Here is a 19,278-nt window from a genome sequence, read left to right on the forward strand (position 1 = left end):
CTAAGATCTGGCTGTCAGTAAAACGTGACTTTTTCATAAGATTTCGATCTCCTCTGCTACATTAAGCGTATGAGAAAATTCTACTTATGGACACTCCGGCTTTTAGGGGGGATTACCCTCCTTGTTGTCTGAACTCACTCACCTGGGTTACATAGTTATCCATGCTCCCGAGGGCTGACACTCTTACCGCCGCGAGGCATCTTGAAATTCATTGTGTATATTGTCATTTAAATAATGTACCCAAATTGTAATTTTTCGTAATATTAAATTTTGAGATATATTCTTCTTATCAGCTGATAACTTTTTATCATTATACAATTCGATCTTGATGAAGTATGTTGTGGGTGTAATTTAATTTTCCTATTTAAATAGATGAATTTCTTTAATTACAAGTTAATTTTATCGGTTATATATTTAACGTAAGATATAAGTAGAGAATATTTTTTATAACAACTAATCGAATTTTAAATTAAATTTTGAGGTGTAAAATGTCTATAGGAAAAAAAGAAATCGACGGAGTGTATTCAATAAAACCTAATTCTGATTTAATAATAGGGCAGAATATTATATTTTCTGTTAAAGTAACCATGCCGGAAAATGAGTCATTTCCTCCAGGAGGAGAGATTCGAATTAAGAAAGATTTAGTTAATATTAATATTTTAAGTCCACATGCTCCTTCAACAGATAATTATTATCACTTTCCTATAATTGAAAATGAATCTAATAAAGAAGCGGGGGAGGTGGATATTTTAATGTCTGTTAAATCAGGATTGAATTATGGTGATCCGATTACATTTGAAGTTAGCTCTAATATCCCTACATTTAAAGTACAACCATTTAACTGTATAGCCAAAGATCTTAATTCAGGAACATTAAACCTTAACGTAGTTAATCAATATTTGGAAGCGCCATATCCTAATCCAACACAATATAGTCAAACTAAAGTCAACACAAATTTACGGGACCAAAAGTCTGGGGCAGCTTTAAAAAATACACCTGTGTTTATAACATCAATAGATTCGCACTCTCTGGAACAGTTTGATATATATGATTCTAATAATCAAGCTCTACTTCCTCCTGTAACATTTAGTAATATGACTGGCATTATGGTATCTTCGAGTGATAATGGCGATATTATTTTTTACGTTCATGCAAAAAATGCAGTAACAGCCAGAGTTAGTTTACTTTCTATTGCAGGTCCGTATGAAGGTTTTTCTAAGACTATATATTCTGTTTATGCCGGTTCTTCTGATAATCCTGTAAAATTACCAGTAATTAGCGGATATAATCCCCCAGGATATTTAAACGCAGAAGGTAATAACTCTGAAAATTTTATAGTTAGTATAAATCAATATGTTCATCCAAGCGAAGGAGATGCTGTATTATTTTTTTATGCGGAGGCTGGGAAACACAAACAATTTACTGGTTATATTCGTACTATTTCCTCATCGGAAAAACCTGAATCCGGAGAATATGTGTTTGAATTACCTTATCAAATGTTTCCATATTTAATTTTTGTAAATTTTTCTTACGTTATTATCAGAAAATCAGGGGATACATTAACCTCTATGAACCTCCCATTAACTTATGCAGGTGGGGTACCATATGAGCCTAAAGATGGTGTTAAACGGCCATATCAACCTTGTAAAGTTTATCCAAGTTATGGGGTTGGAAAAGATGATGAAATAATGGAATATACACCTATTTCCTATGCTGATATAAGAGCGTTTACAGGTAGTGACGGCTCTGGTTTATATATTAAAATATTGGGAACTGAAAATCCTACTCTTAATAAAGATATGGTTCCTGTAGGAAGTAGTGTGACATTAACTACATATATTAATACAGGTAGTGATAGTAAAGTTACAAGTGGAGTTAAATCATACCCTCCTGTAGCAGTAACAAAACAAGGAGATGAAGTTTATGCTGTAATTCATATTCCTTATGAAAATCTTGCTGAGATTTCTAATCAAAATAATGGTCAACCAGCAACCATTAGGATTGAATATTCTATTCAGGATCATAGCAATGATAATAATTCACTTTTATATAGCAAAGTTTGGGTATCAACGATTGGGACTATTTCATCATAAAATCATTATTGAAAACTAGTTTTATTTTTAAATGGTTTATTGCTGTATTTATTTAAAAATAAACTTTCCCGCAGCAGCAGAGGGAAATTCAGATATGGCATCACTTACTTCGCATCATTCAGTTATTATTTTCGCTTCACAGGCGAAGGAGAATGAATTCTGAGATATTAAACTTATATCTATATTCTTTTTTGTTTGTGATTTATTAATTGGTCAAGGAGATAGTAAATGAGAGATTCTCTACCAGGAGATGTGAATCCGAAATCATTAAAAATGAAAGTTCATAATCCTTTTTTAGCAATTCCGTCCTCATCTGAAACTCCACCTAGTAATGTATTTACTGAAGTAACAGCAACAGTAAGAAGTATATATGGAAATCCTTTACCAAAGAAAAAAATATTTGTCACAGATTATTCAGTAGGGTTTGGTAAATTGAAGGAAGTAATAATATTTGCTTCTAATCATGAAGATAGAATAGAGCCTATATTATATAATGGTTATGAAGGTTTTTTTATTGAAACAAATGAACATGGTGAGATTTCGTTCTTTATACATCCAAAGATATCACCAATGGTTTCATTGCAGTTATATGCACAAATACCTGGTGATGATAATATCTTTGCTGCAGATTACATTATCTATATTGTAGATCATACATATCAAGAACTTCCTTCTAGATTGCTTGAGCCAAAAATAATTGGCTGTTCAGGTGGAAATATAAAGTCAAATGGACATAGTAGGTTTGAAGCTCAAATTAGCAATGTTGATGATGTTGAAGATGCCGAATCTATACTATTTTTTGTTAATGGAGAGTATACTAAAGAATCTATCCCGTTTGAATATGCTAGTGATTTTACTTTGCCTTACTCTATTTTTAAAAGTAATAGTTTGTCAGAGTTCTCTTATATTGTTATTAGGAGAAGTGGAGATATATACCCGTATAAATCCAGGGTGTTAGAATTAAATTATATGAGAGAACCCAATAAACCTTGGTCAGATGTGAATAGAGTATATGATTCTTGTAAGGTTTATAATAGCAAAGGTGTTAAATCTGGAAACATTATAGAACAATACACTTTTATTAGTGAAGAAGATATTTCTTATTCCAATAGTGATAATGCGGGTGTTTATGTTGTAATTACAGGGACAAATGTTCCAGGAGATACGACAAAAGTTGCTTTTGGCTCAGAGGTGATATTGAATTTATATATTAATTCTCGCTCAGGTCAGTTTAGATGGAGTTGTAATAAAATAATGCCATTCTTACCTGACGAGTATGATGGTCATACTGCAACTCTAATATTCCCTATACCACTTAGCTTGCTAAGTAATAATCCAGGATTTTCCAGTCACCCTGGTGAGGTGTATTTTGACTATCAGATTGGAACCGATGTTGAATCAGATGTTACCTATGGAAAAATTTGGTTCGGACATATTAATACATTTAACTACCCATCAATAATGAGGTGATTTATGTTTGATAGTAATTATTTAGCAGCGCCAATAATTGCAGGGTATGATCACAATAAATTATATAATCAGGGGAAAACTGAATTTTGTGTAGAAATCCCATATTATGAATATGCTCAGTCTGGAGATAAAATAATTTTTTATGTAAATGGTATTCCGACTCAATATCAATATGTTCTTAATAGTGTTGAAGACTTAGGTACTCCCTGTATATACCAATTACCTTTTGGTATTTTTTTACCTGTTGATACTCCATGTAGATTCTCTTACACTGTTCAAAGTCAGGGAAATAGTAAGCTTAGGCCTTCAAATGATTTAATTGTAACATATACAGGTAAATCAGAACCGTCACTATTTGGAGCTTGTACAGTATACTCAAGTTTTGGTATTAATGATGATAACAATATAATAGAACCATATTCTCTTGATTGTGGAGGTGAAAATGGTCGTAATGCTGTCACTTGCCATACCATATCTAATTACAAGAAGAATCCTGAGGGGGCAGGGTTATATATTGTAATAAATGGCGAAAACTATACCCCAGGAAAAGTTCCAATTGGTAGTCAGGTTGAACTTTTTGCTACCCTAGTATCTGAATGTTATCAAATGGGACTCGGAGTACCATTTTCTATAGGTAAGAAAGTAATGAAGCCTGATGCTAGCAACCCTGATCTTGGTCGTGTTGTCTTTCCCATTCCTCATGATTATGTAGTGGGATATAAGAATCAATATGGCTGTCAGGATGTTAATGGTTATGAGTTTGGATATGGCACAATTAATTTTTCGTATACAGTCAATGACCATTACGAATCAGATCCTTGGAAAGGTAGAATATTTACTTGTGGGACAGATCCTAGTTTGGGTATCCAAACTCTTACTAGTTGTACTAAAGTCCAGCCTTGTTATAATTGCCCAGAATAAATGAATAGAAGTGGTATTTTTTGAAGTTGACTCAAATTAGCACCCATTTTTATGGGTGCTAATAATATCGAAAAAATTAAAAATTCAATTAATTATTGTTTTGGTGATAAATTAATACTCTATTTTATATGTGATAATCTGAATTTAATTTCCTATTTTTAATATATAGATACAGAAAATTCCTATTTGAAATCCTGGAGTGAAATCATGTTATAATGGCAAGGTTTCACTATGAAATAAAACTACAATGAGATCTGTGTTTTTAGATTTTTATAGTTACAATTCTGATTATTTATATCCTTTTCATGTTTCTAAATTCATTTCCCCTTTCCTTGATACGATTCAATTATCACCTAACAGGTGTTTATAACACTTTATTGATAAAATTATAGTGATTTCATTACAAATAAAAAATTAACCTCCATTTATTTTTTCATTATGCGAGTGAATCAGGCTTATGTTCTTTTGTTTGTTTTTGTTATTAATCTATTCACTTGTGATTTGATTGTATGGTATTTTATTAAAATAATACTTTGCTTAATCAATTTTTGGTTTGATGCTCTTAAGTTATTTGATGTAAAGGTTATTGTTTTTGCAAATGTCAATAATTGTAATAAATGAAGTGAAAAACGTGGTTTTATGTATAAATAATTTAATTATTTTGAGGAGGTGAAATTATCTTTTTGTAGTATTAAACTCTTCACTTCCATTACCAATGTTATTATAAATTACTGTGATTAAGAAGTCGTGGTAAATCTTTTGCTAATTGTATCCTTATTAACTAACATTTCATTAGTCAACGTTTTTACCAGTAGTTCCGATAAGACCTTTGGCAAAGCGCTAAGTTAAAATGCTATCACCATGAATCTGTAATGTTTTGTAATTATTAACAACCATTGGGCGAAAGAACATGGATATACGTAATCTTGAAGCTTTCATCGTTTTGGCTGAGACTCTTAATTATCACAAGGCATCAGAGAGGCTTTACCTTTCTCAGCCTGCTTTGACGAAAAAAATACACGGTCTGGAAGATATTCTCGGGGCTGAACTATTCAGAAGAGGACCAAACGGAACAAAATTAACAGATTTTGGTCAGAAAACGCTGGAGAATGCCAGAAAATTTTTAACGCATTATGAACAGTTTAAAAGCCAGGTGCAGTTTGATTCAAAGAAGGAAGTGACCCGGCATTTATATGTCGGCTCGTGTTTTCCTATCCATAATTATTCTCAAATCGAGAATCAGCTTGCAGAGAAAAAAGGTAATATTGTATTGGCCTTGATGACTGGTCTATCAGTTGAGCAGCAGGTTAATTTACTTAATGCAGGTATGCTTCATGTGGCTGTTATGCCTCTGGCAGCGGCAAAACCGTTTGACTTAAAAAAAACATTTACTGAAGAATTAGTTTATCTTTTTAAGAAAAGGAGTCCGTTGATATCTAAATTCAGAATAGGAAATAGTCAGTATGGTAGTAAGAATTCTTTGACGATGACGTCTGAAAAAAGAGAAAATACTGATTTGAATGACTGTCTGAATGTTTTTCCTATTTATGGTAGTGATAATATGAATTTGTTATTAAAAACAAATGATATTATGTTGATGATGGAGATGATTACAAAAAATGGTGCTTACGCATGTGTGCCTAAGAGAATGATAAGTGCAATTCCGGCTTATTATTTGAATTCCCTGGAACTTGTTGAAACAGATAAAAAAATAGACTTAGGTGTCGTATGGAGTAAGACAATAGATGAGGATCTGATTGGTGATGCTGAAAGCTTTTCTGCATGGGTGATCAATCTTTAAAATAACAGTCTAAATAATCAGTGAATCACTTTTTTTAATTGTTAATGCTTTTTCAAAGCAGATTATAAACAATATGATTGTGCGATTTTTATGATGAATATAAATATTTCTACTAATCGATGTGTGAAAGATATTTCTTAATTATATGATTTTAAGTTTTTATCATCAGCAGGGTAATTTCTTGTGTAGATTACAAAATGGTATGTTTTTAGGTCTGAAAATATCATAATCGGGCATGAGGTTAAAATGCCCGATTATGATTGCACGAGAATAAATATTCAGAATAAATTTACTGATTCACGTTAAACGTTTCTGTCATTTTTTCAATTTGCTCCTGAATATCTAACCACTCCATTTCAATATCTTCCAGTTTGGATTTAGTGTTATTCTGTTGATACAGACACTCGGTTAATTCCGTTTTCCGATCATTTTCATAGATTGTGTTATCTGACAGCTTTTCTTCTATATTTTCCAGCTTTGTGCTTAAATCATCCATTTGCTTTTCAAGAGCTGTTAGCCGCTTACGTAATGGTTGTGTTTGGCTGCGGAATTCTGCTTCACGTCTTTTTTGATCTTTACGCTCCTGCGCACTGAAATTCTGTGTGTTATTGGTAGATGAATCAGTGTCGGCAGCAGTTTTTTCTTCCTGGCTTTCACGCAACTGTTGACGCTGTAATTCTGTCAGCCATTGTTGGTAGTCCTCGAGATCCCCTGTGAAAGATTCTACTTTGCCATCATGTACCAGATAGAGCTCATCAGTAGTAGAACGCAGCAAGTGTCTGTCATGGGATACCACGACAAGAGCGCCATCGAAATCGATCAGAGCTTCAGTCAGTGCTTGTCTCATATCCAGATCAAGGTGGTTGGTGGGTTCATCGAGTAGCAGAAGGTTCGGGCGTTGCCAGACAATCAGGGCAAGCACCAGACGCGCTTTTTCCCCGCCGGAAAAACGGGCACTCGGGTCAGTCACTTGGTCTCCTTTGAAACCAAAACCGCCAAGATAGTCCCTCAGTTGCTGTTCTGATTCCTGTGGTGCGAGTCTGGCTAAGTGCTGTAAAGGCGATTCATCCGCACGTAGGAATTCCAGCTGGTGCTGGGCAAAATATCCCAGTTTGATACCTTTGGCTAAGGCAATATCCCCCTGCTGTGGTTCAAGTTCACCTGCCAGTAATTTGATAAGGGTTGATTTACCTGCCCCGTTACGACCTAGCAGACCAATGCGTGAACCGGGAACCAGATTTAATTTAATCGAATCCAGCACGGTCTTGTCGCCGTATCCGGCACTGATTTTTTCCATATTCAGTAGCGGGTTTGGCAGGCTATCCGGCTTGCGGAAGCTGAAACGGAAGGGGTTATCAACATGGGCTGGGGCAATCAGTTCCATGCGCTCCAGCATTTTGATCCGGCTTTGTGCCTGTTTTGCTTTGGTGGCCTGTGCGCGGAAACGGTCAATATAGCTTTGCAAATGCGCCACTTTTTCTTGCTGGCTTTGGTACAGAGCCTGTTGTTGGGCAAGTTTGGCAACGCGTTGCCGCTCAAAAGAAGAATAATTACCCGTATATTCGAATAAATTTTGTTGCTCGATATGCAGGATTTTATCGATGATCGGGTCGAGGAAATCCCTGTCGTGGGATATCAGAATCAAAGTGCCTGTGTAGCTTTTCAGCCACTTTTCAAGCCAGATTACTGCGTCCAGATCAAGGTGGTTAGTCGGTTCATCCAGCAGTAGCAGATCAGAGCGGCAAATCAGTGCCTGAGCCAGATTGAGGCGCATACGCCAGCCACCGGAAAATGAACGGACAGGCTGTTCCAGTTGTGCCTGAGAAAATCCCAGCCCATGCAGCAAGCTGGAAGCGCGGGAGCGGATTGTCCACGCCTGAATAGTATCCAGTTGGCCGTGAAGGTGGGCGATAGCGTGGCCGTCATTCTGTTCGTTGGCTATGTTCAGTTTTTGCTCCAGTTGGCGGAATTCGCGATCACCGTCGATCACATATTCAAGCGCTGAAATTTCCAGAGCGGGAGTTTCCTGATTTACCCATGCCAAAGCCCAATTACCGGGAAATGTCACAGAGCCATTTTCAGCCTGAAGTTCACCTTTCAGTAATGAAAGCAGAGTTGATTTGCCACAGCCATTTTTACCCACCAGTCCAACTTTCTGGCCGGGATTGATGGTTGCGCTGGCATTGTCCAGTAGAACACGGACGCCTCGTCGGATTTGCAGAGAAGAAAAAACAATCATGATGTTGTCTGTATAGAGTATGTTAAGTTAATAATTACATTGTATCTGTTCGTTTCGTTGTTTCGATAGTCTGGCGTGCATGGTAGCGGAAAATAGGTGACCTGACACGTCCTGAGGGGGGATTGATGATATTGTCATCTCATGTTTTGCCGCCCAAGGTATTGCTGGTGTATATCCATCCCGAACCGCAGGGTTCTGTGGTCAATAAGGTGTTGCTCCAGACGGTTCAGGAGTTGGAAAATGTCACTGTTCACGATCTGTATGGCTGTTATCCTGACTTTTTTATTGATGTTCCGGCAGAGCAGAAGCTCTTAAGTGAACATCAAATCATTGTGTTTCAGCATCCTCTTTATACTTATAGCTGCCCTGCTTTATTGAAAGAGTGGATGGATCGCGTGTTAAGCCGTGATTTTATTGGCGGCACCGAGCCGATGCTGAGAAATAAATACTGGCGCTCTGTTATCACGACGGGAGAGCCTGAAGGTGCTTTTTGCAGCAGTGGGCACAACCGTTATTCGATGGAAGACATTCTCCGGCCTTTCGAGTTGGTGGCTTCGATGTGCCATATGCACTGGCTGTCCCCGATGATCCTCTACTGGGCCAGACGTCAGCCACCTGAGGTGCTTGTCAGTCATGCTAATGCATATTGGGAATGGCTTAAAGCGCCACTGTCTTTGGGAGGGCTTTAATTATGGAGACTTCAGCGCTGTTAAGCGCCGGAATATTGTTTCTGTTTGCTGCTGTTGTCGCTGTTCCTCTGGCTCAGAAGTTCAGAATCGGAGCCGTTCTGGGGTATCTTCTTGCCGGGATCGCACTTGGTCCTTGGGGAGCCGGGCTTATCAAGGATGTCGGTGAGATCCTCCATTTCTCTGAGCTTGGTGTCGTTTTTCTGATGTTCATCATCGGTCTTGAACTGAATCCGGCAAAACTCTGGCAACTCAGGCGTTCTATCTTTGGTGTTGGGACAGTGCAGGTTGTGCTAACTGCGCTAGTTCTGGCCTCATTTCTTTGTCTGACAAATTTCTCATGGCAGGCTGCTGTTATCGGTGGTGTGGGGCTTGCTATGTCGTCAACCGCGATGGCGCTGCAGTTAATGCGGGAAAAAGGCATGGCAAATAACGAAGGCGGGCAACTTGGTTTTTCCATTCTGCTGTTTCAGGATATTGCGTTAATTCCGGCTTTAGCTTTAATACCGATACTGGCGGGTGGTACGGCTTCCGGTGACTGGTATCGTATCGGCCTTAAAATTATTGCCTTTGCCGGTATGTTGTTGGGGGGGCGCTATTTATTACGTCCTTTATTTCGTTTGGTGGTGAAATCAGGTGTCAGAGAGGTATTTACCGCTGCTGCGTTGCTGGTTGTTCTTGGTGCTGCGGTTTTTATGGAAACACTGGGTTTTTCGATGGCACTGGGGACGTTTATTGCGGGAGTGTTACTTGCTGATAGTGAGTATCGCCATGAGCTGGAAATTTCCATTGAACCCTTCAAGGGTCTGTTGCTGGGGCTGTTTTTTATTTCGGTTGGCATGTCATTGAATATTGGTGTGCTGTTACGCCATTTGCCCGATGTATTGCTTGCTGTTTTGGCTCTGGTGCTGACAAAAAGTGCCATATTGTATGTTCTTGGTAGAATTTCTGGGCTGGGAAACTCATTGGGTATGCAGCTTTCCGGTGTGTTAAGTCAGGGGGGAGAATTCGCCTTTGTTTTATTTTCAGCCGCGCTTGGGGAGAAGGTGTTAGACCAGAACCAGATGTCATTTTTGTTGGTGGTGGTGACATTATCGATGATGACAACACCACTGGTGATGACATTGGTCGAGCGGATATTAACCAGTCGTTACAATACACAACCGGAAAGCAGTGAAACACCTTTTGTGGAAGATAACGCTCCACAGGTTATTGTGGTGGGATTTGGTCGTTTCGGACAGGTTGTCGGGCGGCTTTTAATGGCAAATAAAATCCGTATTACTGTGCTGGAACGCGATGTCAGTGCGATCGGTACGCTGCGCCGTTATGGTTATAAGGTGTATTATGGTGATGCAAGTGAGCTGGAACTGCTGCGTTCTGCGGGAGCTGACAAAGCTAAAGCGATAGTCATTACCTGTAACGAGCCGGAAGATACTATGACCATTGTCCGATTATGCCAGCAACATTTTTCTCACCTGCACATCATTGCACGTGCAAGAGGGCGCTTTGAAGCCCATGAGCTGTTACAAAGTGGTGTACAGGATTTTAGCCGGGAAACATTTTCAAGTGCGCTGGAAGTCGGGAGAAAAACCATGATAGGGCTGGGTATTCATCCTCATCATGCCTATCGTGCCCAGCAACATTTCAGGCGTCTGGATATGCGCATGTTGCGTGAGTTGATGCCTCATCTACAGGGCGATGTGGCGCATATATCCCGTGTAAAAGAAGCCCGTCGGGAATTAGAAGAATTATTTGAACGGGAAATGCTCAATGAACGTCGTCAGCCGGAAGGTTGGGATGAGTGATGATATGAAATAACTATACACTTTGTCGAAATCCATTGTGTATAACAACAATAATAACATCGCAGTATATGAAGTAATGGGGGAAAGTATGTCAGTCAGTCGTAAGCGTTTTATTGCAGGAGCCGTTTGCCCGAAGTGTCAGTCACAGGATACTTTGGCCATGTGGCAGGAGAATAAAGTGGATGTTGTGGAATGTGTCAGTTGTGGGCATATTCAGCGGCAAACCGATGAATCTGTAACGCCCCATGTCAGAGATCAGGAGCAGGTTATCGGTATTTTTACGCCGAAATAACTGAATTAAGTTACAACAGATAATGGATAAATTTTTTCATTACCAGATACAGTGAAGTAGAATTCCGGTACAATCAGCGGCATTTTTAGTCGTAACGTAAGAATTTTCCCTCACGTTTTTACCCCGGTATTGTAGGAGATGTCATGAAAGTAGCAAAAGATTTGGTGGTCAGCTTGGCTTATCAAGTAAGAACAGAAGATGGTGTTTTAGTTGATGAGTCCCCGGTGAGCGCACCGTTAGACTATCTGCATGGCCGTGGTTCCCTGATCAGCGGTTTAGAGAAATCACTGGAAGGTCGTGAGGCTGGTGAGCGCTTTGACGTAAGCGTTGAAGCTGACGATGCATATGGCCAGTATGATGAAAATCTGGTTCAGCGCGTACCAAAAGATGTTTTTGTTGGCGTTGAAGAATTAGAAGTGGGTATGCGCTTCTTGGCTGACACTGATATGGGGCCTGTACCTGTTGAAATTACCGCTTTAGAAGGTGATGACGTTGTTGTTGATGGCAACCACATGCTGGCTGGCCAGAACCTGAAATTCAATGTTGAAATTGTTGCGGTTCGTGAAGCAACAGAAGAAGAACTGGCTCACGGTCATGTGCATGGTCAGGGCGGTTGTGGTGATCACGATCATCAGCATGATCACGAAGGTCATAGCTGCTGTGGCGGCAGCTGCCACTAATTGGCAGGAAAAAAGGGAAGCTGACGGGCTTCTCTTTTTTACGGTTTGCCCCGGCCTTGGCTGGCAGGTATTGACTCTGGTCAGTAATGCTGGGGCTATCCCCACTGAGTAGGCTCTTAATAGTGCGGAGGGGGTGTTTCTTCTGACATTGGTGCGATAATTGATGACTGGTGGGTTTTCAGTCGTTCGGCCATTAATTTTAGCTGCTCTTTCAGTCTATCTATTTCTACCTGCTGCTTTCTAACCTCTTGGTTTAATTCTTCAATGGTCATTTCCTGATAGGCTAGTTTAGTTTCCAGTTGCTCAAATCTTTGTTCAAAGCTGGATAATTCCATTATTTCCCCTCTCATCTTTGTTTGTTGTTTGTTCATTTAATTTCATGACGAAACGATTATTCTAATCGGGTTGATACTATAATACCGGTGGCCTGATGCCTATACCCTTCGTCTTTCAAGTTGCCTCTTTGTTATTGGCGGCGATGCAACTGGAAATCCATTGGGTATAAACCTGTTAGCAAAGGGAAGTACAGAGAAAAGTGAAGAAAAAACGGAATAAGTAAAAAGCTTTTGACATCAATATGGTGCTAATCTTTTTCAGGCCAATGTATAGCAAATATTGTTATTGGTTTTAGTAGGCAGTTATAGTACACGTGGTTGCATGATTTTTGCTGATGACAAATTCAGTCAAATTTATTGGAGAATATGATGAAATCATTCTTAAAAACAACTTTGTTAGCAACTACACTGGCAATGACATTCGGTGTACCTTATGTAATGGCTAATGAAGCAAAAGCCAGCGAAGAAGTGAAATTGAATAAAGCTTTCAAGACCGCAGAGCAGCAGAATTCTTATGCGCTGGGAGCTTCCATTGGTCGTTATATGGAAAAATCTTTAGAGGAACAGAAAGCTCTGGGTATTGATCTCGATAAATCTCAGGTTATGTCTGGCTTTGGAGACGCAATAAATAATAAAAGCAAACTGAATGATAGCGAAATTCAGCAGATCCTCAGTGAGTTTGATGCAAAAATCAGGGCTTCTTTACAAGTGAAACTGGAAAAAGAAGCTAGTGAAAATAGCGAGAAAGGGAATAAATTCCGGGAACAGTTCGCTAAGGAAGCCGGAGTAGTCAAAACTAAATCGGGTCTTTTGTACAAAATTGAACGTGAAGGAACGGGCAAGACTCCTACATTAACCGATACTGTCATCGTGAACTACAAAGGTTCCTTGATTGATGGGAATGTGTTTGATAGCTCCTATGACCGGAAAGAGCCTTTGTCTATCCCTCTGGATGGCGTTATCACAGGTTGGAAAGAAGGCCTTCAACACCTGAAAAAAGGTGGAAAAATGAAGCTGGTTATTCCACCTGAGTTAGCTTATGGTAAAAATGGTGTTCAGGGAATTCCGGTTAACTCAACTCTGGTCTTTGAAATTGAATTGCTGGATATTAAACCTAGCGCGAAAACAAAATAATTTTCAGCGTAATTAATACGTGATTTTATAACAGGGGCTATCATGCCCCTGTTTTGTTATGAGAATATTTACTTCGGCTTGATAAGTTATAAAGATTAAATATAGAAAATGAGTTTGACCACTTATTATTTTCTACGGTATTAAATAGAATAACTTTCTCATATATCAGGTGTATTCGAACACTAAGCGGTGATAAAGCCGAATGGTCTGCCCAGCGAGAACTTGACGATAATTTAATGTAGTTTTAACGTCATTATTCTGGATAGAATACAGCGTATTAAAAATGTTTTCTGCTAAGTGCGGTTATAATAAATCTCTCCCTGATGTTTTGGTGAGGCGGAGTCTAAGCTTGAAGGATGGTGTATTACATGTCTACCCCGTTATTTTCTGGTGAAAAAATATCTGGTGATAAAATATCCGGTGATAACAGCGATATTGATTTACTGGAAAATCAACCGTTCAGTGAAACGGATCATGAAATCTTAAAGTCTTATGAAGCGGCAGTTGATGGCCTGGCTATGCTGATTGGTGGGCATTGTGAAATTGTTCTTCATTCACTGGAAGACCTTAAATGTTCAGCTGTCAGAATAGCTAACGGAGAGCATACCGGTCGTCAAATCGGTTCTCCTATTACTGATCTGGCATTGCGGATGCTGCACGATATTACCGATGAAGACTCTTCTGTTTCCAGAGCCTACTTCACAAGGGCGAAAAGTGGCGCATTGATGAAATCGGTCACTATTGCTATTCGCAATCGTCAGCGCCGGGTTATCGGGCTTTTGTGTATCAACATGAATCTTGATGTTCCTTTTTCTGAAATTATTCAGACTTTTATCCCTGAGAAAACCCACGACGTTTCTTCAAACGTCAATTTTGCTTCTTCCGTGGATGATCTTGTTGCTCAGACACTGGAATTCACTATCGAAGAAGTGAATGCTGATCGCAATGTTTCCAATAATGCCAAAAACAGGCAGGTTGTTCTGAACCTTTATGAGAAGGGCATTTTTGATATCAAAGATGCAATTAATCAGGTTGCTGATCGCCTGAATATCTCCAAGCATACGGTATACCTCTATATTCGCCAGTTTAAAAATGGTGAATGTGCACACCCGGAGAAGTAATGTTGCCACTGTCTTACTGCTTACTGGTAACCGGGCCGGCATACGGGACTCAGCAAGCCAGTAGTGCCTATCAGTTTGCTCAGGCACTTATTGCCTCTGGTCATAAATTGCATAGCGTGTTTTTTTATCGTGAAGGCGTCCAGAACGGTAATCAGCTCACTGCACCTGCCAATGATGAAGTTGATCTTGTCAGGGCGTGGCAGTCATTGGCTGTTCAGCATCAGTCTGAGCTGTTTATTTGTGTCGCAGCCGCGTTACGACGCGGTGTCGTGGATGAACAGCAGGCAAATGAACTGGATTTGAGATCCGCAAATCTCGCCGATGGTTTTGAACTCAGTGGCCTCGGTTCTTTGGCTGAGGCCATGATGCTGTGTGATCGCGTAGTACAATTTTAAGAGTACGACAGCTTAATAGCACAGGGTTAGGGGCATAACAGGAAGACATTTATAATGAAAAAAATCGCCTTCATTTTTACTGAGGCCCCCCACGGCTCTTCTGCTGGTAGAGAAGGGCTGGATGCACTGCTTGCAACATCAGCACTGACGGAGCAGGTTGGCGTATTCTTTATTTCTGATGGAGTACTTCAGCTACTATCCAACCAGCAGCCGGATAAAATCCTGTCACGGGACTATATTTCAACATTTAAGATTTTACCTCTGTATGACATTGAAGAATGTTATATTTGCCTTGAAGATCTGACTGTTAGAGGATTTTCTCCAGACGATGATTTTATTCTGGAAGCTGAATTTTTCTCGGCTGCGGCAATCCGGCAAATGCTGGCGGGCTACGATGTTGTGTTGAAATTTTAATCTACTTTGGAGAGATGACATGTTATATACTGTTAGATGCTCACCTTATCAGAATGACTTCAATGCAATACTTGGCTTGATCACTGATGCAGATGATGTCCTGATGCTGCAAAATGGGGTATTACTGGGTGTTAATGGCAATCCCTATTTAGCTGAGCTGATTCACACGGGGGCGGGTATCTATGCCTTACAGGAGGATTTGGATGCCCGAGGGCTTACGGAGCGGGTTTCAGAGCATGTAAAAATGGTCAATTACAATGGCTTTGTCAGTTTAACAGTGAAACATCAGCAAAGTTTAAGTTGGTAAATATTCCGCTTTTTTTCCGCAGATATTGCCTGTGATCATTCAGTTAATAAATCAGTGGCCTGTGAACTTTTTAGTACGCTGACATAATACTGACAGATACCAACATATAGAAAGACTGTATATTTCTTGACACCTCGTCAAGTCAGCAATAAAATTCCGCGTCCTCTCGTTTTGTCATCATGGCTGACAGAGGGTAAAATCCGTGTTTACGAAGCAAAAAAACCAGGAGTTTTTTTAATAATGGCTACTATTAACCAGCTGGTTCGCAAATCTCGTAGCTCGAAAGTTGTGAAAAGCAACGTTCCTGCTCTGGAAGCTTGCCCGCAAAAACGTGGCGTATGTACTCGTGTATATACTACCACTCCAAAAAAACCAAACTCAGCACTGCGTAAAGTATGCCGTGTTCGTTTGACTAACGGTTTCGAAGTGACTTCTTACATCGGTGGTGAAGGCCACAACCTGCAAGAGCACTCCGTTATCCTGATCCGTGGCGGTCGTGTTAAAGACTTGCCAGGTGTGCGTTACCACACTGTTCGCGGTGCACTGGACTGTTCCGGTGTTAAAGACCGTAAACAAGGTCGTTCTAAGTACGGTGTGAAGAAGCCAAAGGCTTAATGGGTCTCCGTTAAGTAAGGCCAAACATTGTTCACTTTAAATGTCAAAATAAACTCGTAGAGTTTTGGACAACCCTGAAATTCGAAACGGAGTATTTCCATGCCACGTCGTCGTGTAATTGGTCAACGTAAAATTCTGCCAGATCCAAAGTTCGGATCAGAACTGCTGGCCAAATTTGTAAATATCCTGATGGTAGACGGTAAAAAGTCTGTCGCAGAAGCAATCGTATATGGTGCGCTTGAGACCCTGGCTCAGCGTTCCGGTAAAGAACATCTGGAAGCATTCGAGCTGGCACTGGATAACGTGCGCCCGACTGTGGAAGTTAAATCCCGCCGTGTAGGTGGTTCTACCTATCAGGTTCCAGTTGAAGTTCGTCCGGTCCGTCGTAATGCTCTGGCAATGCGTTGGATCGTTGATGCTGCTCGTAAACGCGGTGATAAGTCTATGGCTCTGCGCCTGGCGAATGAATTATCTGATGCGGCTGAAAACAAAGGCGCTGCTGTTAAGAAACGTGAAGACGTTCACCGTATGGCAGATGCTAACAAGGCGTTCGCACACTACCGTTGGTAATCCATTTTTTTTGGAATCCATCGGCAGTAATATGTTCTGGGTAGCTGCGGCTGCCCGTTCTCCAAATTGAAGAACGCCCACGAGAGAGGAAAAAATGGCTCGTCAAACACCTATAGCACGTTACCGTAATATCGGTATCAGTGCCCACATCGACGCCGGTAAAACCACAACAACTGAACGTATTCTGTTTTACACAGGTGTAAACCATAAGATCGGTGAAACTCACGAAGGTTCAGCAACGATGGACTGGATGGAGCAGGAGCAGGAGCGTGGTATTACCATTACCTCCGCAGCGACTACTGCGTTCTGGTCTGGTATGGCTAAACAGTATGAACCACACCGTATCAACATCATCGACACCCCAGGCCACGTTGACTTCACTATCGAAGTAGAACGTTCTATGCGTGTTCTTGATGGTGCAGTAATGGTTTACTGTGCAGTTGGTGGTGTTCAGCCTCAGTCTGAAACAGTATGGCGTCAGGCTAACAAATATAATGTTCCACGTATCGCGTTCGTTAACAAAATGGACCGTATGGGTGCGAACTTCCTGCGCGTTGTTGATCAGATCAAAACTCGTCTGGCAGCTAACCCAGTTCCTCTGCAACTGGCAATTGGTGCAGAAGATACCTTCACCGGTGTTGTTGACCTGCTGAAAATGAAAGCAATCAACTGGAACGAAGCTGATCAGGGAACTACCTTCACTTATGAAGATATCCCAGCTGACATGGTTGAACTGGCTCAGGAATGGCATCAGAACCTGATCGAATCCGCAGCAGAAGCATCAGACGAACTGATGGACAAATATCTGGGTGGTGAAGAGCTGACTGAAGAAGAAGTCAAGGCAGCTCTGCGTAAGCGTGTTCTGGCTAACGAAATTATCCTGGTTACCTGTGGTTCTGCATTTAAGAACAAAGGTGTTCAGGCAATGCTGGATGCAGTTATCGAATATCTGCCAGCACCAACTGACGTTGAGTCTATCAAAGGTATGTTGCCAGATGGCAAAGATACCCCAGCAGAACGTCATTCAAGTGATGATGAGCCATTCTCTGCACTGGCGTTCAAAATCGCAACTGACCCATTCGTGGGTAACCTGACGTTCTTCCGCGTTTACTCCGGTGTTGTTAACTCTGGTGACACCGTACTGAACCCGGTTAAAGATAAGAGAGAACGTTTTGGCCGTATCGTTCAGATGCACGCTAACAAACGTGAAGAAATCAAAGAAGTCCGTGCAGGCGACATCGCTGCTGCTATCGGTCTGAAAGATGTAACTACAGGTGATACTCTGTGTGACATGTCTTCTCCAATCATTCTGGAGCGCATGGAATTCCCAGAGCCAGTTATCTCTGTTGCTATCGAGCCAAAAACTAAAGCTGACCAAGAAAAAATGGGTATCGCTTTAGGCCGTCTGGCACAAGAAGACCCATCATTCCGCGTGAGCAGTGATGAAGAGTCTGGTCAGACTATCATCGCAGGTATGGGTGAACTTCACCTCGACGTACTGGTTGACCGTATGCGTCGTGAATTCAACGTTGAAGCGAACGTAGGTAAACCTCAGGTTGCTTACCGTGAAACTATCCGTGCTTCTGTTGAGCAGGAAGGTAAACACGCTAAACAATCCGGTGGTCGTGGTCAGTACGGTCACGTTTGGCTACGTATCGAGCCTATGGAAGCTGGTGGCGCTGGTTACGAGTTCGCGAACGAAATCGTTGGTGGTGTAGTTCCTAAAGAATACATCCCAGGCGTTGACAAAGGTGTTCAGGAACAGCTGAAGAGCGGTGTTCTTGCAGGTTACCCAATTGTTGACGTTAAAGTTGCTCTGTTCGATGGTTCTTACCATGACGTTGACTCCTCAGAAATCGCCTTTAAAATTGCCGCATCCATGGCATTTAAAGAAGGCTTCATGAAAGCGAAGCCAGTTCTGCTGGAACCAATCATGAAAGTCGAAGTGGAAACACCAGAAGACTACATGGGTGACGTCATCGGTGACCTGAACCGTCGCCGTGGTATGATTGATGGTATGGATGATGTAGCTACGGGCAAAATTGTTCGTGCTCAAGTACCATTATCTGAAATGTTTGGTTATGCTACTGACCTGCGTTCTCAGACCCAAGGTCGTGCTTCTTACTCCATGGAGTTCTTGAAGTACAACGAAGCGCCTAGCAACGTCGCTCAGGCTATTATCGAAGCTCGTAAAGCTAGATAAGTTTTCGAGTTTACTATCTTTTTGGCTCCCTCATCATTTGTGACGGGGGAGCGGTATTAAGGAATAGAGTCGTGTCTAAAGAAAAGTTTGAACGTTCCAAACCGCACGTTAACGTTGGTACTATCGGCCACGTTGACCACGGTAAAACTACCCTGACTGCTGCAATCACCACCGTTCTGGCAAAAACCTACGGCGGT

19 protein-coding genes are annotated in these 19,278 nt (G+C 40.8%); 17 read left to right on the forward strand and 2 right to left on the reverse strand.

Translation table 11 applies throughout. The features are described 5' to 3' along the window. Window positions 1-488 precede the first annotated feature (488 nt). The 4 genes from Xsto_RS12980 (at window position 489) to Xsto_RS12995 (ending at window position 6,285) form a co-directional block, all read left to right on the forward strand. Window positions 489-2,093 carry a hypothetical protein gene (locus Xsto_RS12980; protein WP_099125323.1) on the forward strand — a complete coding sequence of 535 codons (1,605 nt, stop codon included), beginning with the start codon at window positions 489-491 and terminating at the stop codon, window positions 2,091-2,093. Between the two features lie 228 nt (window positions 2,094-2,321). After that, complete coding sequence (locus Xsto_RS12985) at window positions 2,322-3,563, forward strand: hypothetical protein (protein ID WP_099125324.1); 1,242 nt, start codon at window positions 2,322-2,324, stop codon at window positions 3,561-3,563. A 3-nt stretch (window positions 3,564-3,566) separates the two neighbouring features. Further along, a complete protein-coding gene (locus Xsto_RS12990) occupies window positions 3,567-4,484 on the forward strand; it encodes a hypothetical protein (RefSeq protein WP_099125325.1) in 918 nt (305 codons plus the stop codon). 910 nt (window positions 4,485-5,394) lie between these two features. Next, window positions 5,395-6,285 (forward strand): LysR family transcriptional regulator, encoded by an 891-nt coding sequence (locus Xsto_RS12995; RefSeq protein ID WP_099109216.1) that lies wholly within the window; start codon window positions 5,395-5,397, stop codon window positions 6,283-6,285. Between the two features lie 289 nt (window positions 6,286-6,574). Here Xsto_RS12995 and Xsto_RS13000 read toward each other — a convergent pair whose 3' ends face one another. After that, a complete protein-coding gene (locus Xsto_RS13000) occupies window positions 6,575-8,524 on the reverse strand; it encodes an ABC transporter ATP-binding protein (RefSeq protein ID WP_099109215.1) in 1,950 nt (649 codons plus the stop codon). Between the two features lie 125 nt (window positions 8,525-8,649). Here Xsto_RS13000 and kefG point away from each other — a divergent pair, with 125 nt between their 5' ends. From kefG to slyD, 4 genes are all read left to right on the forward strand, one after another. Further along, entirely contained in the window at window positions 8,650-9,213 is a 564-nt protein-coding gene (gene kefG, locus Xsto_RS13005; protein ID WP_099125326.1) for a glutathione-regulated potassium-efflux system ancillary protein KefG, read from the forward strand. 2 nt (window positions 9,214-9,215) lie between these two features. After that, complete coding sequence (kefB, locus tag Xsto_RS13010; protein WP_099125327.1) at window positions 9,216-11,015, forward strand: glutathione-regulated potassium-efflux system protein KefB; 1,800 nt, start codon at window positions 9,216-9,218, stop codon at window positions 11,013-11,015. Window positions 11,016-11,103: 88 nt separating this feature from the next. Continuing rightward, window positions 11,104-11,307 (forward strand): YheV family putative zinc ribbon protein, encoded by a 204-nt coding sequence (locus Xsto_RS13015; RefSeq protein ID WP_099109212.1) that lies wholly within the window; start codon window positions 11,104-11,106, stop codon window positions 11,305-11,307. Window positions 11,308-11,450: 143 nt separating this feature from the next. Then, window positions 11,451-11,987, forward strand: a complete 537-nt coding sequence (slyD, locus tag Xsto_RS13020; protein WP_099109211.1) for a peptidylprolyl isomerase — start codon at window positions 11,451-11,453, stop codon at window positions 11,985-11,987. Window positions 11,988-12,103: 116 nt separating this feature from the next. Here slyD and Xsto_RS13025 read toward each other — a convergent pair whose 3' ends face one another. Next, entirely contained in the window at window positions 12,104-12,322 is a 219-nt protein-coding gene (locus Xsto_RS13025) for a SlyX family protein (protein WP_099109210.1), read from the reverse strand. 369 nt (window positions 12,323-12,691) lie between these two features. On the opposite strand from Xsto_RS13025, the gene fkpA reads away from it, so the two are divergent. The 9 genes from fkpA to Xsto_RS13070 all read left to right on the forward strand — a co-directional run. Further along, on the forward strand, window positions 12,692-13,456 hold the full coding sequence (gene fkpA, locus Xsto_RS13030) for an FKBP-type peptidyl-prolyl cis-trans isomerase (protein ID WP_099109209.1): 765 nt from the start codon (window positions 12,692-12,694) through the stop codon (window positions 13,454-13,456). A gap of 368 nt (window positions 13,457-13,824) precedes the next feature. Beyond that, window positions 13,825-14,577 (forward strand): helix-turn-helix transcriptional regulator, encoded by a 753-nt coding sequence (locus Xsto_RS13035; protein ID WP_099109208.1) that lies wholly within the window; start codon window positions 13,825-13,827, stop codon window positions 14,575-14,577. Then, a complete protein-coding gene (gene tusD, locus Xsto_RS13040; RefSeq protein WP_099109207.1) occupies window positions 14,577-14,972 on the forward strand; it encodes a sulfurtransferase complex subunit TusD in 396 nt (131 codons plus the stop codon). The genes Xsto_RS13035 and tusD overlap by 1 nt, the downstream gene beginning before the upstream one ends. A gap of 54 nt (window positions 14,973-15,026) precedes the next feature. After that, complete coding sequence (tusC, locus tag Xsto_RS13045) at window positions 15,027-15,386, forward strand: sulfurtransferase complex subunit TusC (RefSeq protein ID WP_099125328.1); 360 nt, start codon at window positions 15,027-15,029, stop codon at window positions 15,384-15,386. Window positions 15,387-15,405: 19 nt separating this feature from the next. After that, window positions 15,406-15,693 carry a sulfurtransferase complex subunit TusB gene (tusB, locus tag Xsto_RS13050; protein WP_099125329.1) on the forward strand — a complete coding sequence of 96 codons (288 nt, stop codon included), beginning with the start codon at window positions 15,406-15,408 and terminating at the stop codon, window positions 15,691-15,693. 240 nt (window positions 15,694-15,933) lie between these two features. Further along, the gene (gene rpsL, locus Xsto_RS13055) at window positions 15,934-16,308 is read left to right on the forward strand and encodes a 30S ribosomal protein S12 (RefSeq protein WP_038269449.1); all 375 of its coding nucleotides are present in this window, start codon (window positions 15,934-15,936) and stop codon (window positions 16,306-16,308) included. Window positions 16,309-16,407: 99 nt separating this feature from the next. After that, entirely contained in the window at window positions 16,408-16,878 is a 471-nt protein-coding gene (gene rpsG, locus Xsto_RS13060; protein ID WP_099109204.1) for a 30S ribosomal protein S7, read from the forward strand. A gap of 94 nt (window positions 16,879-16,972) precedes the next feature. Continuing rightward, on the forward strand, window positions 16,973-19,081 hold the full coding sequence (gene fusA, locus Xsto_RS13065) for an elongation factor G (protein ID WP_099109203.1): 2,109 nt from the start codon (window positions 16,973-16,975) through the stop codon (window positions 19,079-19,081). A 71-nt stretch (window positions 19,082-19,152) separates the two neighbouring features. Continuing rightward, a partial coding sequence (locus Xsto_RS13070) for a GTP-binding protein (RefSeq protein WP_230333040.1) occupies window positions 19,153-19,278 on the forward strand: 126 nt, incomplete at its 3' end.

The organism is Xenorhabdus stockiae (assembly GCF_002632825.1).
GTDB classification, from domain to species: domain Bacteria; phylum Pseudomonadota; class Gammaproteobacteria; order Enterobacterales; family Enterobacteriaceae; genus Xenorhabdus; species Xenorhabdus stockiae.

What these genes read in the sequence shown, in the direction of transcription:
- Xsto_RS12980 (WP_099125323.1), top strand. Translation starts at nt 489, where the DNA reads ATGTCTATAGGAAAAAAAGAAATCGACGGAGTGTATTCAATAAAACCT.
- Xsto_RS12985 (WP_099125324.1), top strand. Translation starts at nt 2,322, where the DNA reads ATGAGAGATTCTCTACCAGGAGATGTGAATCCGAAATCATTAAAAATG.
- Xsto_RS12990 (WP_099125325.1), top strand. Translation starts at nt 3,567, where the DNA reads ATGTTTGATAGTAATTATTTAGCAGCGCCAATAATTGCAGGGTATGAT.
- Xsto_RS12995 (WP_099109216.1), top strand. Translation starts at nt 5,395, where the DNA reads ATGGATATACGTAATCTTGAAGCTTTCATCGTTTTGGCTGAGACTCTT.
- Xsto_RS13000 (WP_099109215.1), bottom strand. Translation starts at nt 8,524, where the DNA reads ATGATTGTTTTTTCTTCTCTGCAAATCCGACGAGGCGTCCGTGTTCTA.
- kefG (WP_099125326.1), top strand. Translation starts at nt 8,650, where the DNA reads ATGATATTGTCATCTCATGTTTTGCCGCCCAAGGTATTGCTGGTGTAT.
- kefB (WP_099125327.1), top strand. Translation starts at nt 9,216, where the DNA reads ATGGAGACTTCAGCGCTGTTAAGCGCCGGAATATTGTTTCTGTTTGCT.
- Xsto_RS13015 (WP_099109212.1), top strand. Translation starts at nt 11,104, where the DNA reads ATGTCAGTCAGTCGTAAGCGTTTTATTGCAGGAGCCGTTTGCCCGAAG.
- slyD (WP_099109211.1), top strand. Translation starts at nt 11,451, where the DNA reads ATGAAAGTAGCAAAAGATTTGGTGGTCAGCTTGGCTTATCAAGTAAGA.
- Xsto_RS13025 (WP_099109210.1), bottom strand. Translation starts at nt 12,322, where the DNA reads ATGGAATTATCCAGCTTTGAACAAAGATTTGAGCAACTGGAAACTAAA.
- fkpA (WP_099109209.1), top strand. Translation starts at nt 12,692, where the DNA reads ATGAAATCATTCTTAAAAACAACTTTGTTAGCAACTACACTGGCAATG.
- Xsto_RS13035 (WP_099109208.1), top strand. Translation starts at nt 13,825, where the DNA reads ATGTCTACCCCGTTATTTTCTGGTGAAAAAATATCTGGTGATAAAATA.
- tusD (WP_099109207.1), top strand. Translation starts at nt 14,577, where the DNA reads ATGTTGCCACTGTCTTACTGCTTACTGGTAACCGGGCCGGCATACGGG.
- tusC (WP_099125328.1), top strand. Translation starts at nt 15,027, where the DNA reads ATGAAAAAAATCGCCTTCATTTTTACTGAGGCCCCCCACGGCTCTTCT.
- tusB (WP_099125329.1), top strand. Translation starts at nt 15,406, where the DNA reads ATGTTATATACTGTTAGATGCTCACCTTATCAGAATGACTTCAATGCA.
- rpsL (WP_038269449.1), top strand. Translation starts at nt 15,934, where the DNA reads ATGGCTACTATTAACCAGCTGGTTCGCAAATCTCGTAGCTCGAAAGTT.
- rpsG (WP_099109204.1), top strand. Translation starts at nt 16,408, where the DNA reads ATGCCACGTCGTCGTGTAATTGGTCAACGTAAAATTCTGCCAGATCCA.
- fusA (WP_099109203.1), top strand. Translation starts at nt 16,973, where the DNA reads ATGGCTCGTCAAACACCTATAGCACGTTACCGTAATATCGGTATCAGT.